Source organism: uncultured Mailhella sp. (assembly GCF_944324995.1).
Lineage (GTDB): Bacteria > Desulfobacterota > Desulfovibrionia > Desulfovibrionales > Desulfovibrionaceae > Mailhella.
This window is the reverse complement of record NZ_CALUYL010000002.1, coordinates 89,996-105,768: the sequence shown is the minus strand read 5'-3', so window position 1 is coordinate 105,768 and position 15,773 is coordinate 89,996. Positions and strand designations below refer to the sequence as shown.

Below are 15,773 nucleotides of genomic sequence, written 5' to 3'. Positions count from 1 at the left end.
TTGTTCCCACATGCCCGATGCCGGAATAATGATAACAGCTGGGCTGGTACTTCAAAAAGGTGCCGGGAGGGAGAAGACGTTTCGGGAGGATGCAGTGCTCGAGGTCGTTCACGGCCTGTGCCTGAAACGCATCCGGAAGATGCTTCCATGACGAATGAGCTGTGATTAAAAGAAAAAACCCGTTGATGAATCAACGGGTTACATTCGAGAGAGGGATTTGAACTGACAAGATAACATATTGATATTTATATAAAATACTGTAGTTTGCTTATGGAGAATACATCTTTTCATACATCCCCGTCGTTTATACAAAAAATAAATAATTTCAACTAGTTATGTAAAAATCAACAAGAGTCAAAGGGACATGATCTTTTTCCCGTTTTTTCCACGTCTTCTTCCCCTGAAAAACGCATCCAATGGACGCATGGGAGGAGGGCACCTGTCGCTCAGTTAAAAAATTCCCCATACCATTCGGCATGGGGATATAGGGCATCGTAAATGCCAGAGGGCAACCTTATTTAATAGTATAGAAACTTCTGATCACAAATTTATCTTTTAAAATCGACTATAAACACATATATTTCAATATGTTATTATATAATGCATGTACAGTTTCATGTAACTCTGAGTCGGAGACTTTTTATGGAGATCAATCTGTCGATACTATGACTCAGACTTCTCCAATTTCTGAATAAAAAGTATCCGCACTCTTCCACAGAAGAAATTTTTCCTTATTTTTTTGAATATATTTTTCTGTATCTAATCTATTAAGTAAATAACAATTTTTATACTCTGCTGCGAAGTCAGCAGAAGATATATTATGTTTAGTATTACTTTTGCTAAATATTCCGCCTCTAGTTACATATTTCATATTTACAATTTGACTTATAAACGAAGTTAAAGAGCTTCTATTTAATGATAATATAAGATTTTCTAAATCCTTTGACTTTAGTATATATTTCATCTTTTGAATTATTTTACTTATGCTTGTAATTGACTGTATATTAGTTTGAACTGGTATGTAATTTTCTTCACAAGAAACTTCATATATTATTTTATTTACCATATATGGCGTAAATTTTAACTTAGACGCAATGCTATCAAATATATCACATACTATACTATTAAAATCAGTATTTTTTATAAAATTTCTACCTTTTACACTATTTGACATGGCTAATACACAATGCATATGTATATGAATATAGTTTTTATCAGTAATACTTCCAAATTCTATACATGTAATATATCCTGAAATTCTATTTCTGAAAAATTTATTATTTTTTATTTTTGTAAATGTTCCTCTTAATACATTTATTAAATCTTTAATATATCTGATTTCAACTCTTTTTGGTGAAATTGTAAAAAATATTGCATTACAAGTATCCATACTTTCTATCTTACTAATCAGATCATTCTTAATTTTATACAATTTAATATCATTACATATAGGACACATACAGTCTTTACATCTATAAAATCCAATAGGATTTTGTGTAATTTCACCTGTATTTTCATTTATTTTATTAATAACATACATAAAAGAAGAACAATTTTCTAAAAATCTTCTTCTAAAGTGACCAGCATTTTCCAATTTATCAATAAGATTTTCACTATTTTTTCGAATTACAAATGCCATATCTTCCTCTTTTGCATATAAAACTTGATATATTTATGTAATATATTTCAAGTTAACTTATTTTATTTTTTAAGAAGACGGTAAAATATATACCGTCTTCTCAGATATTACCATATATTATACGCTTTCTTCATTACCATTTACAAAATTTATATATTCATTTTCATTATATTTTTCTATTAAATTTACAATTTTCTGTGCAACTTCATATACATCTGTAAGATTTTCTTGTGCAAGATCAGAATTGTTCAATAGATACATGTATAATTTATTGATATCATAATAGGCTTTACTCTTCGGGTCTTTTTTCTGTCTCATAGGTTTGTTTTCCTTTTTTTCCATGTAATTATTGAACGCTTCCATTTGCTTATCCTCCTTCTTTCTTGCAATGATCAGCATGTCTCGTTTTGGAATATCGTGTCTTTGTCGTATGCTGTTACGTATTTTTTCATCAAGATTCATCAACGTTCTATAATCTGAAACCGTTTGTTTCGATATATGAAGCGTCTCAGTAAGATACTTTGTCGTTAGGTGATACTTATTTATGTACTCGGCCATGTCGATGTAATGAATATCTGCTCTGGCAATGTTATCTTCCAGACAGACATTTCTGAGATTGGAATAAATAAATCTGGCCCGGATGGTTTTAAATCCAAGTTCTCGACAGGCACGCAACCGACGCTGACCGGAAATCAGATATATCCGCTTCTCAGACTGCTCCGGCTTTGCTTTATCTCCGACAGTCGCTTCCGTAAGGATAATGCTGCTGTTCTGACCAGTGGCTTTGATGCTGTTCTTCAGAGTCTCAAGCTCTTCCGTATCCATGTGCTTACGAATTTCACATGGGTTGTCGAAAATAAGGTCAACGGGAATTTCGTATTCCTTATTCTCTTCATATTCCCTTCTGTTCTCATCTACGGGAACAAGTGGAAACGTATTGATGTTGAGTTTTTCAAAAACTTGATCACTCAGTTCACTAATTTGATCTTGAAAAGAAGCCATAATTAACTCCATTGTTGAATGTTAAACAAAAAAAATAAACTACTAATACCATTTCTATATAAAAACATAAAAAATTTACGACACAAAAATAAGCCCTCTTTTGATGTAAAAGAGAGCTTTTGTTTTAGCCTGTCGAAGCTATTGTCTGATGGGTTGCGGTTTTCTGTAGGGGTTGAGGGTTTTGATCAATCCCCGCATAGCCAAGGGACTTCCCTTACATTCTCTAAGTATTTCAACCTGTTCCTGATATTGCTCATTAGTCATGCTCTCCACAGGACAGCCGTAGAGCTGCTCCAGGTATTTCCGGTAATGGGGAATGTAGTCGGCAAGATTCAAGGACGAAAGTATCTGACTCAGCGGTATCTTCTTTTGTGCGGTCGAAGACTGCGACCGGGAAGTACGCCGTGACGGACACTTTTCCTGTGGGAAGGATGCGGCATTGCCGTCATCATCTTCTTCCGTGACTATGCCGAGCATGGCAGAAAGCGCATAGCGTCGTCCATAGGTACAGGCAGAGCCGAAACCCTGAGCGTCATTTTTTGCCAGCGGGATCATGGCCAGACCTGCCTGATACTGACCAGTTTCCGCATGAACAAGCTTGGTGACAATGCCGCAGTATCCGGGTTCGGCGGGAACCTGGTGCTGAACCAGCAGAATGCCGTTGTCAATCAATACGGAGCGACAACAGTCCATAATACTGTTCAGTGTCGCGTACTTGTTTTTGACAAAAGGATTGACGGCATCTTTAATAGCAGGTTGAAGCTGCCTCTGCACATTCAGAAGCGCTTTTGCCAATTCACGTATATCATCTGATGCATAGGAAAATTCCATACGATAACCTCACATTATGGATTTTGAATGGAAGCATATGTCCTGATGCTGACACCAGGAACAGTGCATTCCGATATTTTTATAAAAGTTACCCTGCATGATAGCCTGGGATATGGACAGCAGCATGGAGTATGTCTGCTGGAAATCCTTTCTGCTCCGTGCAGAGTTGAGCCATACGACTTTGGGATTTTTAGTTCTGACAAGGTACAGATAAGAAACCGGAACACAACTGTTCCAGCCGAAACGACTGGCCAGAAGGTACGCATAGGTACTGAGTTCCAGGGAACGATCTGCCTGCCAGTCAAACGGAGTTCGTGCCGAAGTCTTGATATCTATGACTCGGTAAATTCCGTCATCTGTGCAGTCTATGAGATCCATGTATCCGCGAAGCAGTATGTTCTCATGGACCTCACCTGTCTCAGGATTGAACAACGGATACTCAAAGTACGTTTCCATATCCACGGGATTGAGAGGGTCGATCTGCGAGAGAAATGTTTCAGCTTCTTTGAGTACGCTGTCCTGAGCTTTTTTCATGGCTTCCGGGCTTTCATATTCTGTGCCCGTCAGCTCGATGTCCTTCCAGAATTCGTCGGATGCCACTCTGGAAATTTCTGCAATCTTGTCACCGTACACGATGGTATTCTCGATGACATGATGAAGGGCAGAGCCTTCCAGCATGGCCTTCGGAGTTTTTTCAGGAATGATCTTATCTACGTATGTATATTGGTACTTCTGAGGGCACAGGGTAAATGTGCCGATTTTGGACTTGGAGAGTCTCAGAGTGGTCATGATTCCTCCGAAAAGGAGGGCGGCGAGAGATCCCGCCACCCTTTTGAATTGTGACGGGAACAAGCCTGTGCCTTAATCGCTCATGCGGATTTTTCTTCGGGGAAGATTCTCCAGCGACTGATCAATGGCAGCAAGCAGCTCGCTCATTTTTCCGTGCATTTCCGTTTTGAAGGAAACGTCGGTACGAAGCCGTGCGGGCGATACGCCGTCCACAATGCTTTTGCATTGCTGCACCAGCGACTCCAGCTGTTCATCCTGAAAGATGTTCCTGTCATCGAAATGAGACAGAAACTCATGCAGGTTTTCCACAGCGGAGGACCGGAGGCGTTTTGGCGTTCCGTCGGTTCCGTTCAGCTTGTCGGTCAGATTGGATACCAGATCGACAAACTCCATTCTCAGCGCCTCTTCGGCTTCCTGACGTGCCTGCGCCATGAGTTCCTTGAACTTGGTCATTTCCTCCTGGTACAGAGAGGCAGGGAGTATTCGGGATGTGGACGGGCCGACCGTGAGGTAACGCCATTCAAAGCGAAAGCGTCCCTTCAGCTGATCGGCAGAAGGGTAGTCCAGCTGATCGAAGAGTTCTCCCAGCTTCTCCGCTGCTTCCGTGATGGCGGAAGGATACCAGTAGAGAAAACTTTCCACGGAACATTCGTAATCGTTTTTAAACGTTGAAAGCTGATCCTGTATGGCAGGGATCAGCTTCCGTGGAACGAGTACGCAGCCTCGAATGGGAAATGGCAAGGCCAGTTTTCGGATGTAGTTTCGGGCTTTGCCGGTTATTTGTTTGATGGGAGCCGTGGATTCCGGATCAAGGAGAAGTTTTCTCCCTTTCAGATAGTCCACGTTTCCGACCTCAGCCAGAAGTGCGGGCGGCAGTTTTCTGTCAATGCTCCAGCAGGTTGCCGTGAGCTGAAGAAGCGCCGCATCCTTGAAGATATCAGAATACGACACGTCGGACTCCTAATGGATGGAATAACCGCCGTTCCTGCACACGGGAACATGACGGGTCACTTCTTTCCCTTCCCTGTTGATATAGGAAAGAGGCGTCAGTTCACGGGAGATTTCCTCGCCGAGAACCTGCTTGATGAATTCCGAAGCTTCCAGGCACGTTTTGCCCTTGAAGCCGGAAGTTTCCAGAGTGACTTCGCCTGTGGCGTCGATGGAAATGGTGATGGTTTTCATGGAGCTCTCCTATACTGCGGTCAGGGTGATTCTCAGGGTATTGTCGACCTTCTTTTCCGAGTAGAAATAGTTGTGGCGTTTTGCCTGGGCTTTTACGACTTCTGCCGTATATGCCTGCTTGAGCAGTTCGCCATGATGGCCGACAGCCTTTCTGAGTCCCTGATCCCAGTCGTCAAAGAGCAGGATGTATTCGTCACCACGTCTGATGACGCCGATCTCATAGCCGAGTTTGGCCGTGGGAACCTGTATGGCATGGTCACATTTGCCGAGTTGTTCCTCGGTGATGTCCGTGTGAATCTTCAGGTCTTCGGGATGCACCACACGCCCATACCAGGTATAGGTTTTCTGGTTCTCCACAAAGCGAAGATCGAGCCGTTCACAGGCTCTCTTGAGAAGGTTCAGGTCTTTGATCTGAAGTTTGATTTTAGCGATGTGCGACATGGTTGCCTCACTTGGCCGGGGTAAGAGGTTTTCTGGCTACGGAACGGATTTTTCTCACTTCCTGAGGAGCCTCGTCGGGGGTATTGGCTATTCTTGCTCTGGACATGGCCCAGGAACGCAAGGCGTCAATCTCTTCCTTCATGGTTCGGGAAAGCGGAATCAGGTTCTTTCTGGCTTCTTCCAGACCGTCAAAGAGGGAATCCCTGACGATCTGTTCCAGTTCGGAACCAGTGTATCCGTTCAGCTGCTCCGCCCACTCAAGGGGCATGGCAGTTCCATATTTTCTGTTCATGATGGCAATGATCTCCCTTCGCTCCTCAAGAGCGGGAAGATCGACAAACCAGATGGAATCAAATCTGCCGGAGCGCAAAAACTCCGCAGGCAGTTCCCTGATGTTGTTTGCCGTGGCCACGATGAACGCCTTGTTCTGATCATTCATCCATGTGAGGAAATGAGAGAACATGCCGCTGGTGGTTCCGCCGTCGCTGCTTCCGTTGCCCTTGACGCCTCCGAACATTTTTTCGAGTTCATCGAGGAAAAGGACACAGTTGCCGAAGGCGTCTATGATCTTGGTTGCTTCTCTGATTCTCCGTTCCGATTCGCCGACAAGGGAATTTTTGAGCTGCCCTATGTCCAGACGAAGCAGAGGAAAATCCAGCATGGAAGCAACGGCACGGGCGGACAGTGACTTGCCTGTTCCCGGAATGCCCACAAGAAGTATTCCTTTAGGCCTGGGAAGCGACGAGTCAGGGGAGTAGGCCTGTGCGCGGTTCTGGATGTAGCTTTTCAGTCTTTTCAGGCCTCCTACGTTCTGCATGTCGGCAGGGGGATAAAGCTCCAGCAGACCAGACTTCTTAATCATCTGCGCTTTGGCTTCAGTGATGACCTTGGAACTGAAATAGCCTTTTTTTACCAGCGATAAGCTGAAGGCAGTTTCTGCCTGAAATTCAGTCAAACCAGTGGCGAGCCTTGAGGCTTTGCGGTTTGTCCTGATGTTGGTGGTTTCGCCGATCTCGGCCTGCAGGCGCATTAACGCCTCTTCATCGGGGAGCTTCATCTCGATGAGATGAAAGAATGGTTGGAGTTGAATCGGAAGAGTCGGCAATGGGGAGACCATGACCAGACAGTTACCGACACTTTTCCAGAGAAGAATTCCGTTCAGAATGGACTGGCAGACAACGGGATCGTCAAGAAAGTGCTGGAGTCCATGGGCGATGAGCACCGTATCCTTCACAGTGGAAAGCCATTGAACAGCTTCGACAGGGTTTTGGATTTCGTTGAGAGTGAAGGATGACGGGGCCATGCCGTGAACACCGGAGACACAATCCCAACGGCATATCTGCCATTCGGGAATCTTCCTCATGAGTTCATCCGCTCGATGCGGTTCCTGAGTTTGTAACAGGATGGCGGGAAAACCGGCTTTCAGATAGTCAGTAATCATAATAAAACCTCCTATCTGATACTATTTCTATATGAAAAATGAAAAAGCCCCATGACATGATCACGGGGCTTGAGGAGTAACATTGAAGCTATATTATTTAATTATTCATCAGTTCTGTTCAAATTCTGCAATAGTGAAGTTCAACTGCTTGCTGTTTTCCTTGACCGTTCTCTGAATGCTGGAGTCAAAACCCTTCGGACTGTCGGTAACGGCCTCTATTTCGAGAGTAATTTTGACATTGCTCCCCGTATATTCATACAGATGTTGTATGACTTCATCAAAAATAACCTGACTGTCCATCTTACCCATCATGGGGTCGATATTCACATTTCCTATAAAGCGACGAAAAACTTTTACCGAAGCTGACGTTCCCGAATTCCCAGCGGAAGCAGTTATTACACTTCCTTGTGTTGCATTACCTCCCATCTGTGAAGGCTGCTTTGTCGAAGAAGCAACCTGAGCATCGGCAGCGGCAAGAGCCTCTTCATATTCTTTTGCCTTTTCAGGAGAAATCAGCAACATGGACGAATCCAGAATGACCATGCCAGACTTGCCGAAGGAAAAGCCAAGAAATTTCTTTCCTTCCTGTCCTTGCGCCATGGCGAAAAAGTCACGGGACGGCAGTCCGTCGGTTATCGTTTGCGTGAATACGCTTCTGCTGCCCAGACGAGGCAGATACAGATAACGACAGGTTGCCTGCCACACATCCACAGCCTTTCTGTACGGTTCGCCGCTGTTCCAGAACCACTGTTCCAGGATATGCTTGAGATGAACGGGAGCCCAGCGTTCGATGACCATTTCGTTTTCACGAAGCTGCCTTTCAATTTCGGAAATAAGGCTGGTCGTTCCACTGGGAATGGAAAGTCGTTCCCATACGGTTTCGGTAAGGTTTCTTTCCCCGCAGTAGGGAACAAGAATCCATTTGAAGGCTTCCTCGACGGAGCGGGAGGCAATCTGTTTGGCCTTGTCTGCAGATGTACGGGCATTTTTTATCTGAAGCGTATCCAGTACCAGCTTATCTTCCTGACTGTCGGAAAGAATAGACTGCCAGGCAAGAAAGGATTTGATCTGATCAATAAGTCGGGCGATGTTATCGTGCTCCGGCGCAAGAAAGATCAGGCGGTTCCTGTTTTGTCTGGGCACGTCTCCACGGTTTTCCAATATGCTTCGTGCCGCAGACAGAGCACCGTTATCCAACGTCTTGCTGTATGCCTCCCGAGGTGGGAGAACAACAAGACGAAGATGCTCGTCATCAGGAATGTCGTTGCTGAAAGCAAAGATGTGCACGCCGGAAAACATCCCCTGTTTCAGCGTATGGCGCAGACGTTCCTTGATGAAAGGAATGGCCTGTTCCATACCGTATCTGGCCTTGCGGTCTTCCATCTCTCTGCGCAGATTGGGACGCACATTGAACCAGTACTTATCGTTTTCCACATTCAGGTAATACAGCTTGTCCTGAAGGCGTTGCAGGGAGTCCCGGAAAACGGCCAGAGAACAGGACGGGAGCGCCGCCCCCAGAAAAATGCGCTTCTCGTCAATGCCCCGATACACGTTGCTGCCCCCCAGATTGCCAGCCGGAGCAGAGCCCAGAAAGATGGTACGCGCCACACGACGGCAGGACTGAATATTGCCGAAACGCGGCATACTCATATCAAGCTGTGTCGGTTGTGCGTTTTCTCCGTCGATATCCTTATCGACAACGGGGTCCCATCCCTGAGGAAGGTAATAAATGATGTCAGCCCGTGTTCCACCATCGTAGAGAGGCAGACTGCCGGGCATGATGAGCGGATCGGTGCTGTTGTCCTTCCACAGACGATGGATAACCTTGGCCATGAACTTCAATACGCCGCGCGTTCTCTGGAAGTTATCCAGGGACGACCAGTCTTCATACAGGCGGTCAAACACTTCCGGATGTATGGGGTAGGCGGATTTCAGGCGTGCGAGATAGTGACTTTCCTGCGTTTCCTGAGGGAAGCTGGAGGCATTTTCAATATAGAAGTTGGCAAAGGCGTTGCATACGTCGTCGGCGCTTTTTCTGTCTGTCACAGGAGCAAAAAGTCTGCGCCGTACAACCTCGAAAGCCTCTTCCGCACCGACAGGTTTCCAGAGTGCCTGAATGCGACCAAAGGTATGCGAAAGCGTTTCCAGCGCACGCTGCCCGTTCATATCTCCGGCCTCTGCCATGGATTCGGGCAGAGAAGCCAGAAGCACGGCATTGGGAACGCCTTTTATGGCTTCCGTAAGCGCCTGCATGAAGCTCAGGTTGGAAGAGAATGTGCCGCCGGTCAAAGGCGTTTCGGAAAACTGCCGGATGTAGGCTACCAGCTCGTCCATGAGGACAATGCACGGCGCGGCGTTTTGCAGCAGCTTTTGCAGAACATCCTTTCCCGGAGATGTGCCTGCCCGGTCGGAATCGGCTACCAGTGCATAGCCTTCAGCTCCGCCGAGCTGCCAGGCAAGTTCTCCCCAGATGGTACGGACAGTCAATTCACCATGCGTCACCGGCTGATTGGGAGACATTCCTATGCCGTCGATGACGGCGATACGGGCCCGCGGCAGTTCCGTGAGACCGGCCTCATCGAGCAGCGCGGGAACCCCCGGCATCTCGCTGGGAGGGCATGTAGCCGTAGCCAGATGATACACGGCCAGCAGGGTATGAGTCTTGCCGCCGCCGAAGGCCGTCTGCAGCTGAATGACGGGATCGCCTCCTCTGCCGGAAAGCCGCTCCAGAACGGAATGGAGCAGATGCTTCATGCCTTCGGTAATGAACGTGCGCTGGAAGAACAGCGCGGGATTCTGATATTCTTCCGTTGCCGTTCCGGCATGAACGCGGGAGATGTCGGCAGCAAATTCCGACTGCTGAAACGTGCCGCGAAGGACATCGGCATGGGGAGAGACAAGTTCACGCCAGGGCTTGAGTGTAGTCATAGTTTCACCGTCCACGGTATGCAATCGGGCATCTTACTGCTATTGATAACCAAAGCGCTTGAGTCAATGGCCTGAAATAGTCTTTTAAATTTCTTTTGAAGGTTTGCTACGTTATAGCTTTGAGAAAAAACTGTAGAATTAGTTACAGGTTGTTCACCCTGAAATATAACTCTAATATTGGATACTTGAGATGCTATTTTTGCAAAATTTTTCTCATTTTTATCTATAGCATTTGTCTGTGCTGGTAATAGCGCTGCAAGGGTTGAAAAAACTTTCTCCCAAATTTCTTCATATAATGGATACGTCTTTTTTCTTTGGTGCACACGAAAATCTTTAACTTCAATCATCCACAAACTACTGTTGTCTGGAGAGATGGCAAGAACATCTACAGCTTTGATTTTATTATGTGCACGAGAAAATTGGTTACGATAAAAATCCCAATCATCGAACTTGGTTATCTGCCAACCGTCAGGAAAACACAATACTAATCCGTCAACGTTAATATCAGGCATTTAAGGCTTCCTCATAGGCAAGATTCATATATCGGTCAGATTGATCGAGATTAGCCTCCAGAGCAGCGATGTCCCCAATGTCGTTGGAAGATTTGCCCGATAGCACTTCAACGCCGTTATCAGTCATGTGTAGCCCGAAATAACGGGCTTTGGAGAGCTTTTTCTGTTCTTGAAGAATTTCCAGCTCCCGCAGGAGAAAAAGGCTATGCGTGGCGATGGTAACCTGCATGACCTTGCTGAGTTCCACAAGAATTTGTGCGAGCTTCACCAATAGTCTGGGATTCAAATTGGCTTCCGGCTCATCCCAGAACAAAGAAGATTTGTTGCGTAACTCCCCATTCAAGATCAAATAGACCAGCATACCGATTTTGCAATGGCCTTCTGCTACAAGAGGTGCTTCAACCTTACTACCAGTCCTTTTAGAACGAAGGTAAAATCGATTATCTTTTTTTACAACAGATGCATCAATGGTATATTCTAGTGAGTTAATGAGATTTGCTATATCTGAAGGTCGTTTTCCTCTTAGTGTTGCGGAACTTAGCGCGTCAGCCAAGTCCAGATAGGTTCCATCAAAGGCGAGTTCCCTTTTTTTTAGAGTAGCTTGTAATCCCTCAAAAACAGAAAGGATTTCTTTAGGAGGAATAAAAAGCATGGATGAACTTAATTCTTCATATTTTGGACTTGGCCAGATGTCCACTTTTTCCGTTTTTCTTGTGGAAAAGGAGAAGCCAAGTTTTCCTTTTCCCCCCCATTCTGCTGAAACTGAGGAAGCACTGCAGCCCTGAACACGGGACGCAAGTCTACCCAGTGCTTCAGGACGAAAGATATCTACAAGATTCTTGGCGAACTCCCGCTCTGCCACTTCTCGGGCAGGAGCTTTGTCGCCAAATGATTCCAGTGTTTTCAGGATGGTATAGCCCAACTTCAGCAGATGGCTTTTTCCTGTCCCATTTTCCCCTACGATGACATTAAGACCGGGAGAAAATTGAAGTTTGGCATTTTGGAAAACCGTAAAATTTTCAATAGATAGTGTTTTGAGCATATTCCCTCCCTACAGCAGCGAGCCTTGTTCCTGTTCTCTGACAGGAACCTGTATCGAGGCCTGTTCGATGTTGGGCCAGGCGACGACAAGTTCGTTATAGGCGCGGGCATCTTCGGCCCAGCCCTTGCGTTCACAAAGCGTGTACAGACGATAGGCAAGGGAGCGGATGGCTCCACTCTGCGTTCCGCACAACGCAAGCAGTTTTCCTGTCGGGCCTTCTCCATGCAGGTTCAGACTGCGGATAAGCTGATGCAGCGATTCCCATACCGGCTTTCTGTTGTCATGCAGCGGGTTCCAGCCTTCCGGCATATCCTGCCAGCGCAAGAGACGCACTTCCCCTCCACCGGAGGCCACAACCCCGGCTTCGGCAAGTCCTGCGGCACTGGTCCCTTTGGCTCTGGCAAGAACATCGGCATCGCCGAACTTTCCTGCCGCCCATCCGTTGCTTTCAAACCAGCTCAGGCAGAACATGGTGTCGTTGTCAAAGTCGTCTTCTCCGCCGAAAAAGCGGTTGATGATGCGCAGAGCATTTTTCACGCTCATGGGGGAACCGTCGGCTTCAAGCACGGACTTGTACTTGCTGAACACTGCCATGCCGGGGCCGATGATGGCCTGAGAAAGATCCACAGGAGCTACGGGTGAGTTCACGCCGCCGCGCGTCATTTCATCAAAGGCCGTAGGCAGAACGTCGTTCAGTTCCCGTAGAAATTCTCTGCGGCTGATGCTGGGAGCATCCTCCGGGCGCTTTCTGCAGACGAGCACAATGGAAGAAGCAAGGGCGTTGGTGCCGGAACTGATCATACGATTACCAAGCTCTGTGCGCATAGGCCATGTGCCGCAGATGGCAAAACCAGCGCTCAGAACTGCCTCCAGAAAGGTTTCCCAACCGGTATTGGATGTGCCTTTTTCAGCTTTTGTTTCCGACTGCTTGAAGGCGTAATAGATGGTCACAGGGAAGGCTGGGTGAGCCTGTATGGCCAGGTTGCGTATAGCCTCCGTCATGCCGTGCAAAAAGAATGTTTCCGCAGCTTCCTTCCCGCCATGTCGATAGGGAGTCGCTACCAGTTCTTCTTCTTTTGGTACAGACATGGTAGCATACAGAGACGGAAAAACTTTGCGCAAGGAACGACGAAGCCATATATAGAAAAAATCTGATAAATCGGCATACCCGATATTATCATAATATGGAGGATCTGTTGATATGATTTTATTAATACTAGTATTTTGTTGATTTGCACATAATTGAAGTGCATGTCCTAAATTATTTGCTGAAAAATTAATAAAATTTTTACATACTAATATAACTGCGCTTAAAAAGTTGCCAGATGCCTCTCCTAAGGGATTTGACTCTGCAAAATCCCAAGTCATAGGCAAGGCCTGTCTACTAAACGCATTGATAATGCCACTTTGTGTAGGTGTTGGGTCCCATCTACCTAACGAAGACCCTCTATCTGCTACTTTATCCACAGCAAAGGCCAAATACACCCCCACAGCTTCAGCATAGGCCTGTGCGCCTGTGCCGCTGGCTTCAAGACCCAGTCCATCGTCCGACATGCCGGACGCGAGCGCATCGTTGCGGCATTTGGCTATGGCTTCCTGCACCAGATCGGAAAACGTAGTCAGAGCCACAAGCTGGCGAGGAGTGAAGAGATCACCGTAGGTAGTCAAGCCGTATAGAGGAGGTGAAAACCAGCGCGGGTTATCAGGCATGGAGGAGGAAGGCTTCCATGTCGGTCTCGCCTGTCTGGCAAGATCTTCGTGTTCCGGCAGAGGCGAAAGATAGATCCGTCCTCTCGTTCCTTCGGCCACGATAGCCATAAGTCTGGCTCCCATGTGACCAGCCAGCCCCTGTTCTTTTACGTATGCAGCAGCAACAGGCGAGCCGGAAACCAGGCAGCGGAAATTTGCCCCTCTGGAGCTTACTTTCGTTCCGTTTTTGGCTTCTTCCGGCGGCTTGCCCATGCGCACGATAAAGCGATAGCTGTCGCCTTCCACCACTGGCTGAACCCAGGCTTCTTTGCCTGCCTTGCTGGACAGCACAAAAGTGGACGCCAGTGGCACATCCACATGCGAAAACGCGGGATTGGGACTTTTGACGGTCCGCGCCCATATCCAGGCAATAACGGTCAGTTTCTGGCCCACATATTCCTGCAGATCGGGGCGTTCAACCGCCATCTCTTCCGTGATTTCCACCTGTGGGTACAAGTGACCGATGCGTTTCTGCGCTTCTTCCCGCATCCAGTGGCCATAACGACGCACATCTTCGGCCAGTCCCTGAGCGCCTTTCCACTCGCTCATGGTCAGCGCCTCTTTTGTAGACGGGGGAATGGGGCCGACAGGAGCACGTCCCGCAAACTTGGGCGGAATTTCTATCATGGCCTTGTTGATGGTGACCGCCACAGGATTGAGATCGGAAGCCCAGGCTTCCAGTCCGAGACGCTGCGCTTCCAGAGGCAGAGCACCGCCACCGGCAAAGGGATCGTGAAAGGCCGGGAGCTTGTCGGGATTGAACAGCTCGGCAGCCTGCGGATGGTCTCTGTTGAGTCTGCACGTTTCCCGCCAGGATTTGCGAATCTCCTCGCGCGCACGCTCCAGAACATCTTCGTTGGTGGTGTTTTCCCACTTCACCAGATCTTCAATGATCTTGAACAGACGTTCCCGTTCTCTGGCGGCGGCTTCCTTGTTCATGCCCCGCTGATACTGACGTTCATACCCCGGATCGTTGACCATCTGGGCAAAAATAACAGCCCTCGCTGCGGCCAGCGGACGACGCGCCCACCACAAATGCAGCGTGCTGGGATGGCCATGCCGTATGGACTTTTCACGCGCTGCCGCGGCATTGATGGCGTCCAGAGGCAAGGCTACTTCAATGAGTTTCTTCGGGGTCTTGATAGCGGGCATGAGTTATCCTTTAATCATCCATATGGTTGGCTGCATAGCCTTCACAGCAACCGCATCCACAGCCAAACATATAGGTGTCTTCTTTTTCACCTGTATAAAATTCATTGCACCATTCACAGCAAGAAGCCTTATCAAAGGTTGCAAAGCATTCGGTACAAAACCATAAGTCTTCCGCAAGTTTTATAGCTGATTCATGCCCATCACATTCTGTACAGTTTGCCAACCAGTCGACTTCTTCACCATGTGGAATATCAGCATAGTATGATAATTTATTTTCTATAATATCTATCAAATCTTTACTATCTATACGCTTGTGACATTTACAAGTTGTAGTATGATCATCCGTCAACAGCGTCAGTGCTCCACAATCCGGGCAATGAATGACTATCCCTCGAGAACTGACGTCACATACTCTGCATCTTTCCTCTCTGACATGAAGTTCAGATACAGAAAGAACAAGTGCATCGTATTTACAAGAAGGACATGTGGCGAAAAACACTTTATTTTTATCTAACTTGTCAAGAGTTGGTTTTATTTTGTCATATCTTATTTTAAGATATTCGATTTGTTTTGCCATGATGTTTCGAAATTTTCTTTTCTCCTTCAAGAATTTATTAAAGTGACCATGCCACAACCGTAAAAGCTTATCAATATGGTACCATGCAGTAAACTGTTTAATGGCTATTTCTTCTTTTGATATATTCACATTACAAAAATGAATTATCTTATTTCTTTCTTTTGCAATATCAAGAAAGCAATCTTTAGCTTCTTGAGTTATATCTTTTTTATTAATATTACATAGCCGATTTATAGTCTCTCCCAGAGACACAGATTGAAAATTACCAGTAATAAGATTATCCCAGCTGGCATTTTCAGGCTTTTTAAAAATAAGACTCCAATCTTTATGAAGAAGCTCTGCCTTCAAAATATTTTCAACGGCAATGCAGAAATGAATAATGGAATATTTTATATCAGTGTCAAACTCAGCAACACTTCTTGTCAAAAAATCAAACGCATTGCTTACAAGGCCATTAAATACCTGTTTTATATCTTCATCTCGCATCA

Annotated in this window: 13 protein-coding genes; all 13 read right to left on the bottom strand. The window is 46.3% G+C overall.

Going from position 1 to position 15,773, the window contains the following annotated elements; all coding sequences use genetic code 11:
- Positions 1-670 precede the first annotated feature (670 nt).
- The 13 genes from Q0K02_RS02365 to Q0K02_RS02305 all read right to left on the bottom strand — a co-directional run bounded on the left by Q0K02_RS02365 (position 671) and on the right by Q0K02_RS02305 (position 15,771).
- Entirely contained in the window at positions 671-1,639 is a 969-nt protein-coding gene (locus tag Q0K02_RS02365; RefSeq protein WP_294484730.1) for a protein rep, read from the bottom strand.
- A 117-nt stretch (positions 1,640-1,756) separates the two neighbouring features.
- Positions 1,757-2,641, bottom strand: coding sequence for a ParB/RepB/Spo0J family partition protein (locus Q0K02_RS02360; protein WP_294484728.1), 885 nt, complete (start codon positions 2,639-2,641; stop codon positions 1,757-1,759).
- Between the two features lie 138 nt (positions 2,642-2,779).
- Positions 2,780-3,472 carry an ERF family protein gene (locus tag Q0K02_RS02355; protein WP_294484726.1) on the bottom strand — a complete coding sequence of 231 codons (693 nt, stop codon included), beginning with the start codon at positions 3,470-3,472 and terminating at the stop codon, positions 2,780-2,782.
- Positions 3,473-3,481: 9 nt separating this feature from the next.
- Positions 3,482-4,261 (bottom strand): PD-(D/E)XK nuclease family protein, encoded by a 780-nt coding sequence (locus Q0K02_RS02350; protein WP_294484724.1) that lies wholly within the window; start codon positions 4,259-4,261, stop codon positions 3,482-3,484.
- 72 nt (positions 4,262-4,333) lie between these two features.
- Complete coding sequence (locus Q0K02_RS02345; RefSeq protein WP_294484722.1) at positions 4,334-5,212, bottom strand: DUF3150 domain-containing protein; 879 nt, start codon at positions 5,210-5,212, stop codon at positions 4,334-4,336.
- Between the two features lie 9 nt (positions 5,213-5,221).
- A complete protein-coding gene (locus tag Q0K02_RS02340) occupies positions 5,222-5,443 on the bottom strand; it encodes a DUF2997 domain-containing protein (RefSeq protein ID WP_294484720.1) in 222 nt (73 codons plus the stop codon).
- Between the two features lie 9 nt (positions 5,444-5,452).
- Positions 5,453-5,884 carry a hypothetical protein gene (locus tag Q0K02_RS02335; RefSeq protein WP_294484718.1) on the bottom strand — a complete coding sequence of 144 codons (432 nt, stop codon included), beginning with the start codon at positions 5,882-5,884 and terminating at the stop codon, positions 5,453-5,455.
- A gap of 7 nt (positions 5,885-5,891) precedes the next feature.
- Positions 5,892-7,325 carry an AAA family ATPase gene (locus tag Q0K02_RS02330; RefSeq protein WP_294484717.1) on the bottom strand — a complete coding sequence of 478 codons (1,434 nt, stop codon included), beginning with the start codon at positions 7,323-7,325 and terminating at the stop codon, positions 5,892-5,894.
- A 108-nt stretch (positions 7,326-7,433) separates the two neighbouring features.
- Entirely contained in the window at positions 7,434-10,253 is a 2,820-nt protein-coding gene (locus Q0K02_RS02325) for a DUF499 domain-containing protein (RefSeq protein ID WP_294484715.1), read from the bottom strand.
- On the bottom strand, positions 10,250-10,765 hold the full coding sequence (locus Q0K02_RS02320; RefSeq protein WP_294484713.1) for a hypothetical protein: 516 nt from the start codon (positions 10,763-10,765) through the stop codon (positions 10,250-10,252). The genes Q0K02_RS02325 and Q0K02_RS02320 overlap by 4 nt, the downstream gene beginning before the upstream one ends.
- Complete coding sequence (locus tag Q0K02_RS02315; protein WP_294484711.1) at positions 10,758-11,807, bottom strand: AAA family ATPase; 1,050 nt, start codon at positions 11,805-11,807, stop codon at positions 10,758-10,760. The genes Q0K02_RS02320 and Q0K02_RS02315 overlap by 8 nt, the downstream gene beginning before the upstream one ends.
- A gap of 9 nt (positions 11,808-11,816) precedes the next feature.
- Positions 11,817-14,708 (bottom strand): DUF1156 domain-containing protein, encoded by a 2,892-nt coding sequence (locus tag Q0K02_RS02310; RefSeq protein ID WP_294484710.1) that lies wholly within the window; start codon positions 14,706-14,708, stop codon positions 11,817-11,819.
- Positions 14,709-14,718: 10 nt separating this feature from the next.
- A complete protein-coding gene (locus Q0K02_RS02305) occupies positions 14,719-15,771 on the bottom strand; it encodes a hypothetical protein (RefSeq protein ID WP_294484708.1) in 1,053 nt (350 codons plus the stop codon).
- Between the last annotated feature and the right edge of the window lie 2 nt (positions 15,772-15,773).

What these genes read in the sequence shown, in the direction of transcription:
- Q0K02_RS02365 (WP_294484730.1), bottom strand. Translation starts at nt 1,639, where the DNA reads ATGGCATTTGTAATTCGAAAAAATAGTGAAAATCTTATTGATAAATTG.
- Q0K02_RS02360 (WP_294484728.1), bottom strand. Translation starts at nt 2,641, where the DNA reads ATGGCTTCTTTTCAAGATCAAATTAGTGAACTGAGTGATCAAGTTTTT.
- Q0K02_RS02355 (WP_294484726.1), bottom strand. Translation starts at nt 3,472, where the DNA reads ATGGAATTTTCCTATGCATCAGATGATATACGTGAATTGGCAAAAGCG.
- Q0K02_RS02350 (WP_294484724.1), bottom strand. Translation starts at nt 4,261, where the DNA reads ATGACCACTCTGAGACTCTCCAAGTCCAAAATCGGCACATTTACCCTG.
- Q0K02_RS02340 (WP_294484720.1), bottom strand. Translation starts at nt 5,443, where the DNA reads ATGAAAACCATCACCATTTCCATCGACGCCACAGGCGAAGTCACTCTG.
- Q0K02_RS02335 (WP_294484718.1), bottom strand. Translation starts at nt 5,884, where the DNA reads ATGTCGCACATCGCTAAAATCAAACTTCAGATCAAAGACCTGAACCTT.
- Q0K02_RS02330 (WP_294484717.1), bottom strand. Translation starts at nt 7,325, where the DNA reads ATGATTACTGACTATCTGAAAGCCGGTTTTCCCGCCATCCTGTTACAA.
- Q0K02_RS02325 (WP_294484715.1), bottom strand. Translation starts at nt 10,253, where the DNA reads ATGACTACACTCAAGCCCTGGCGTGAACTTGTCTCTCCCCATGCCGAT.
- Q0K02_RS02320 (WP_294484713.1), bottom strand. Translation starts at nt 10,765, where the DNA reads ATGCCTGATATTAACGTTGACGGATTAGTATTGTGTTTTCCTGACGGT.
- Q0K02_RS02315 (WP_294484711.1), bottom strand. Translation starts at nt 11,807, where the DNA reads ATGCTCAAAACACTATCTATTGAAAATTTTACGGTTTTCCAAAATGCC.
- Q0K02_RS02310 (WP_294484710.1), bottom strand. Translation starts at nt 14,708, where the DNA reads ATGCCCGCTATCAAGACCCCGAAGAAACTCATTGAAGTAGCCTTGCCT.
- Q0K02_RS02305 (WP_294484708.1), bottom strand. Translation starts at nt 15,771, where the DNA reads ATGCGAGATGAAGATATAAAACAGGTATTTAATGGCCTTGTAAGCAAT.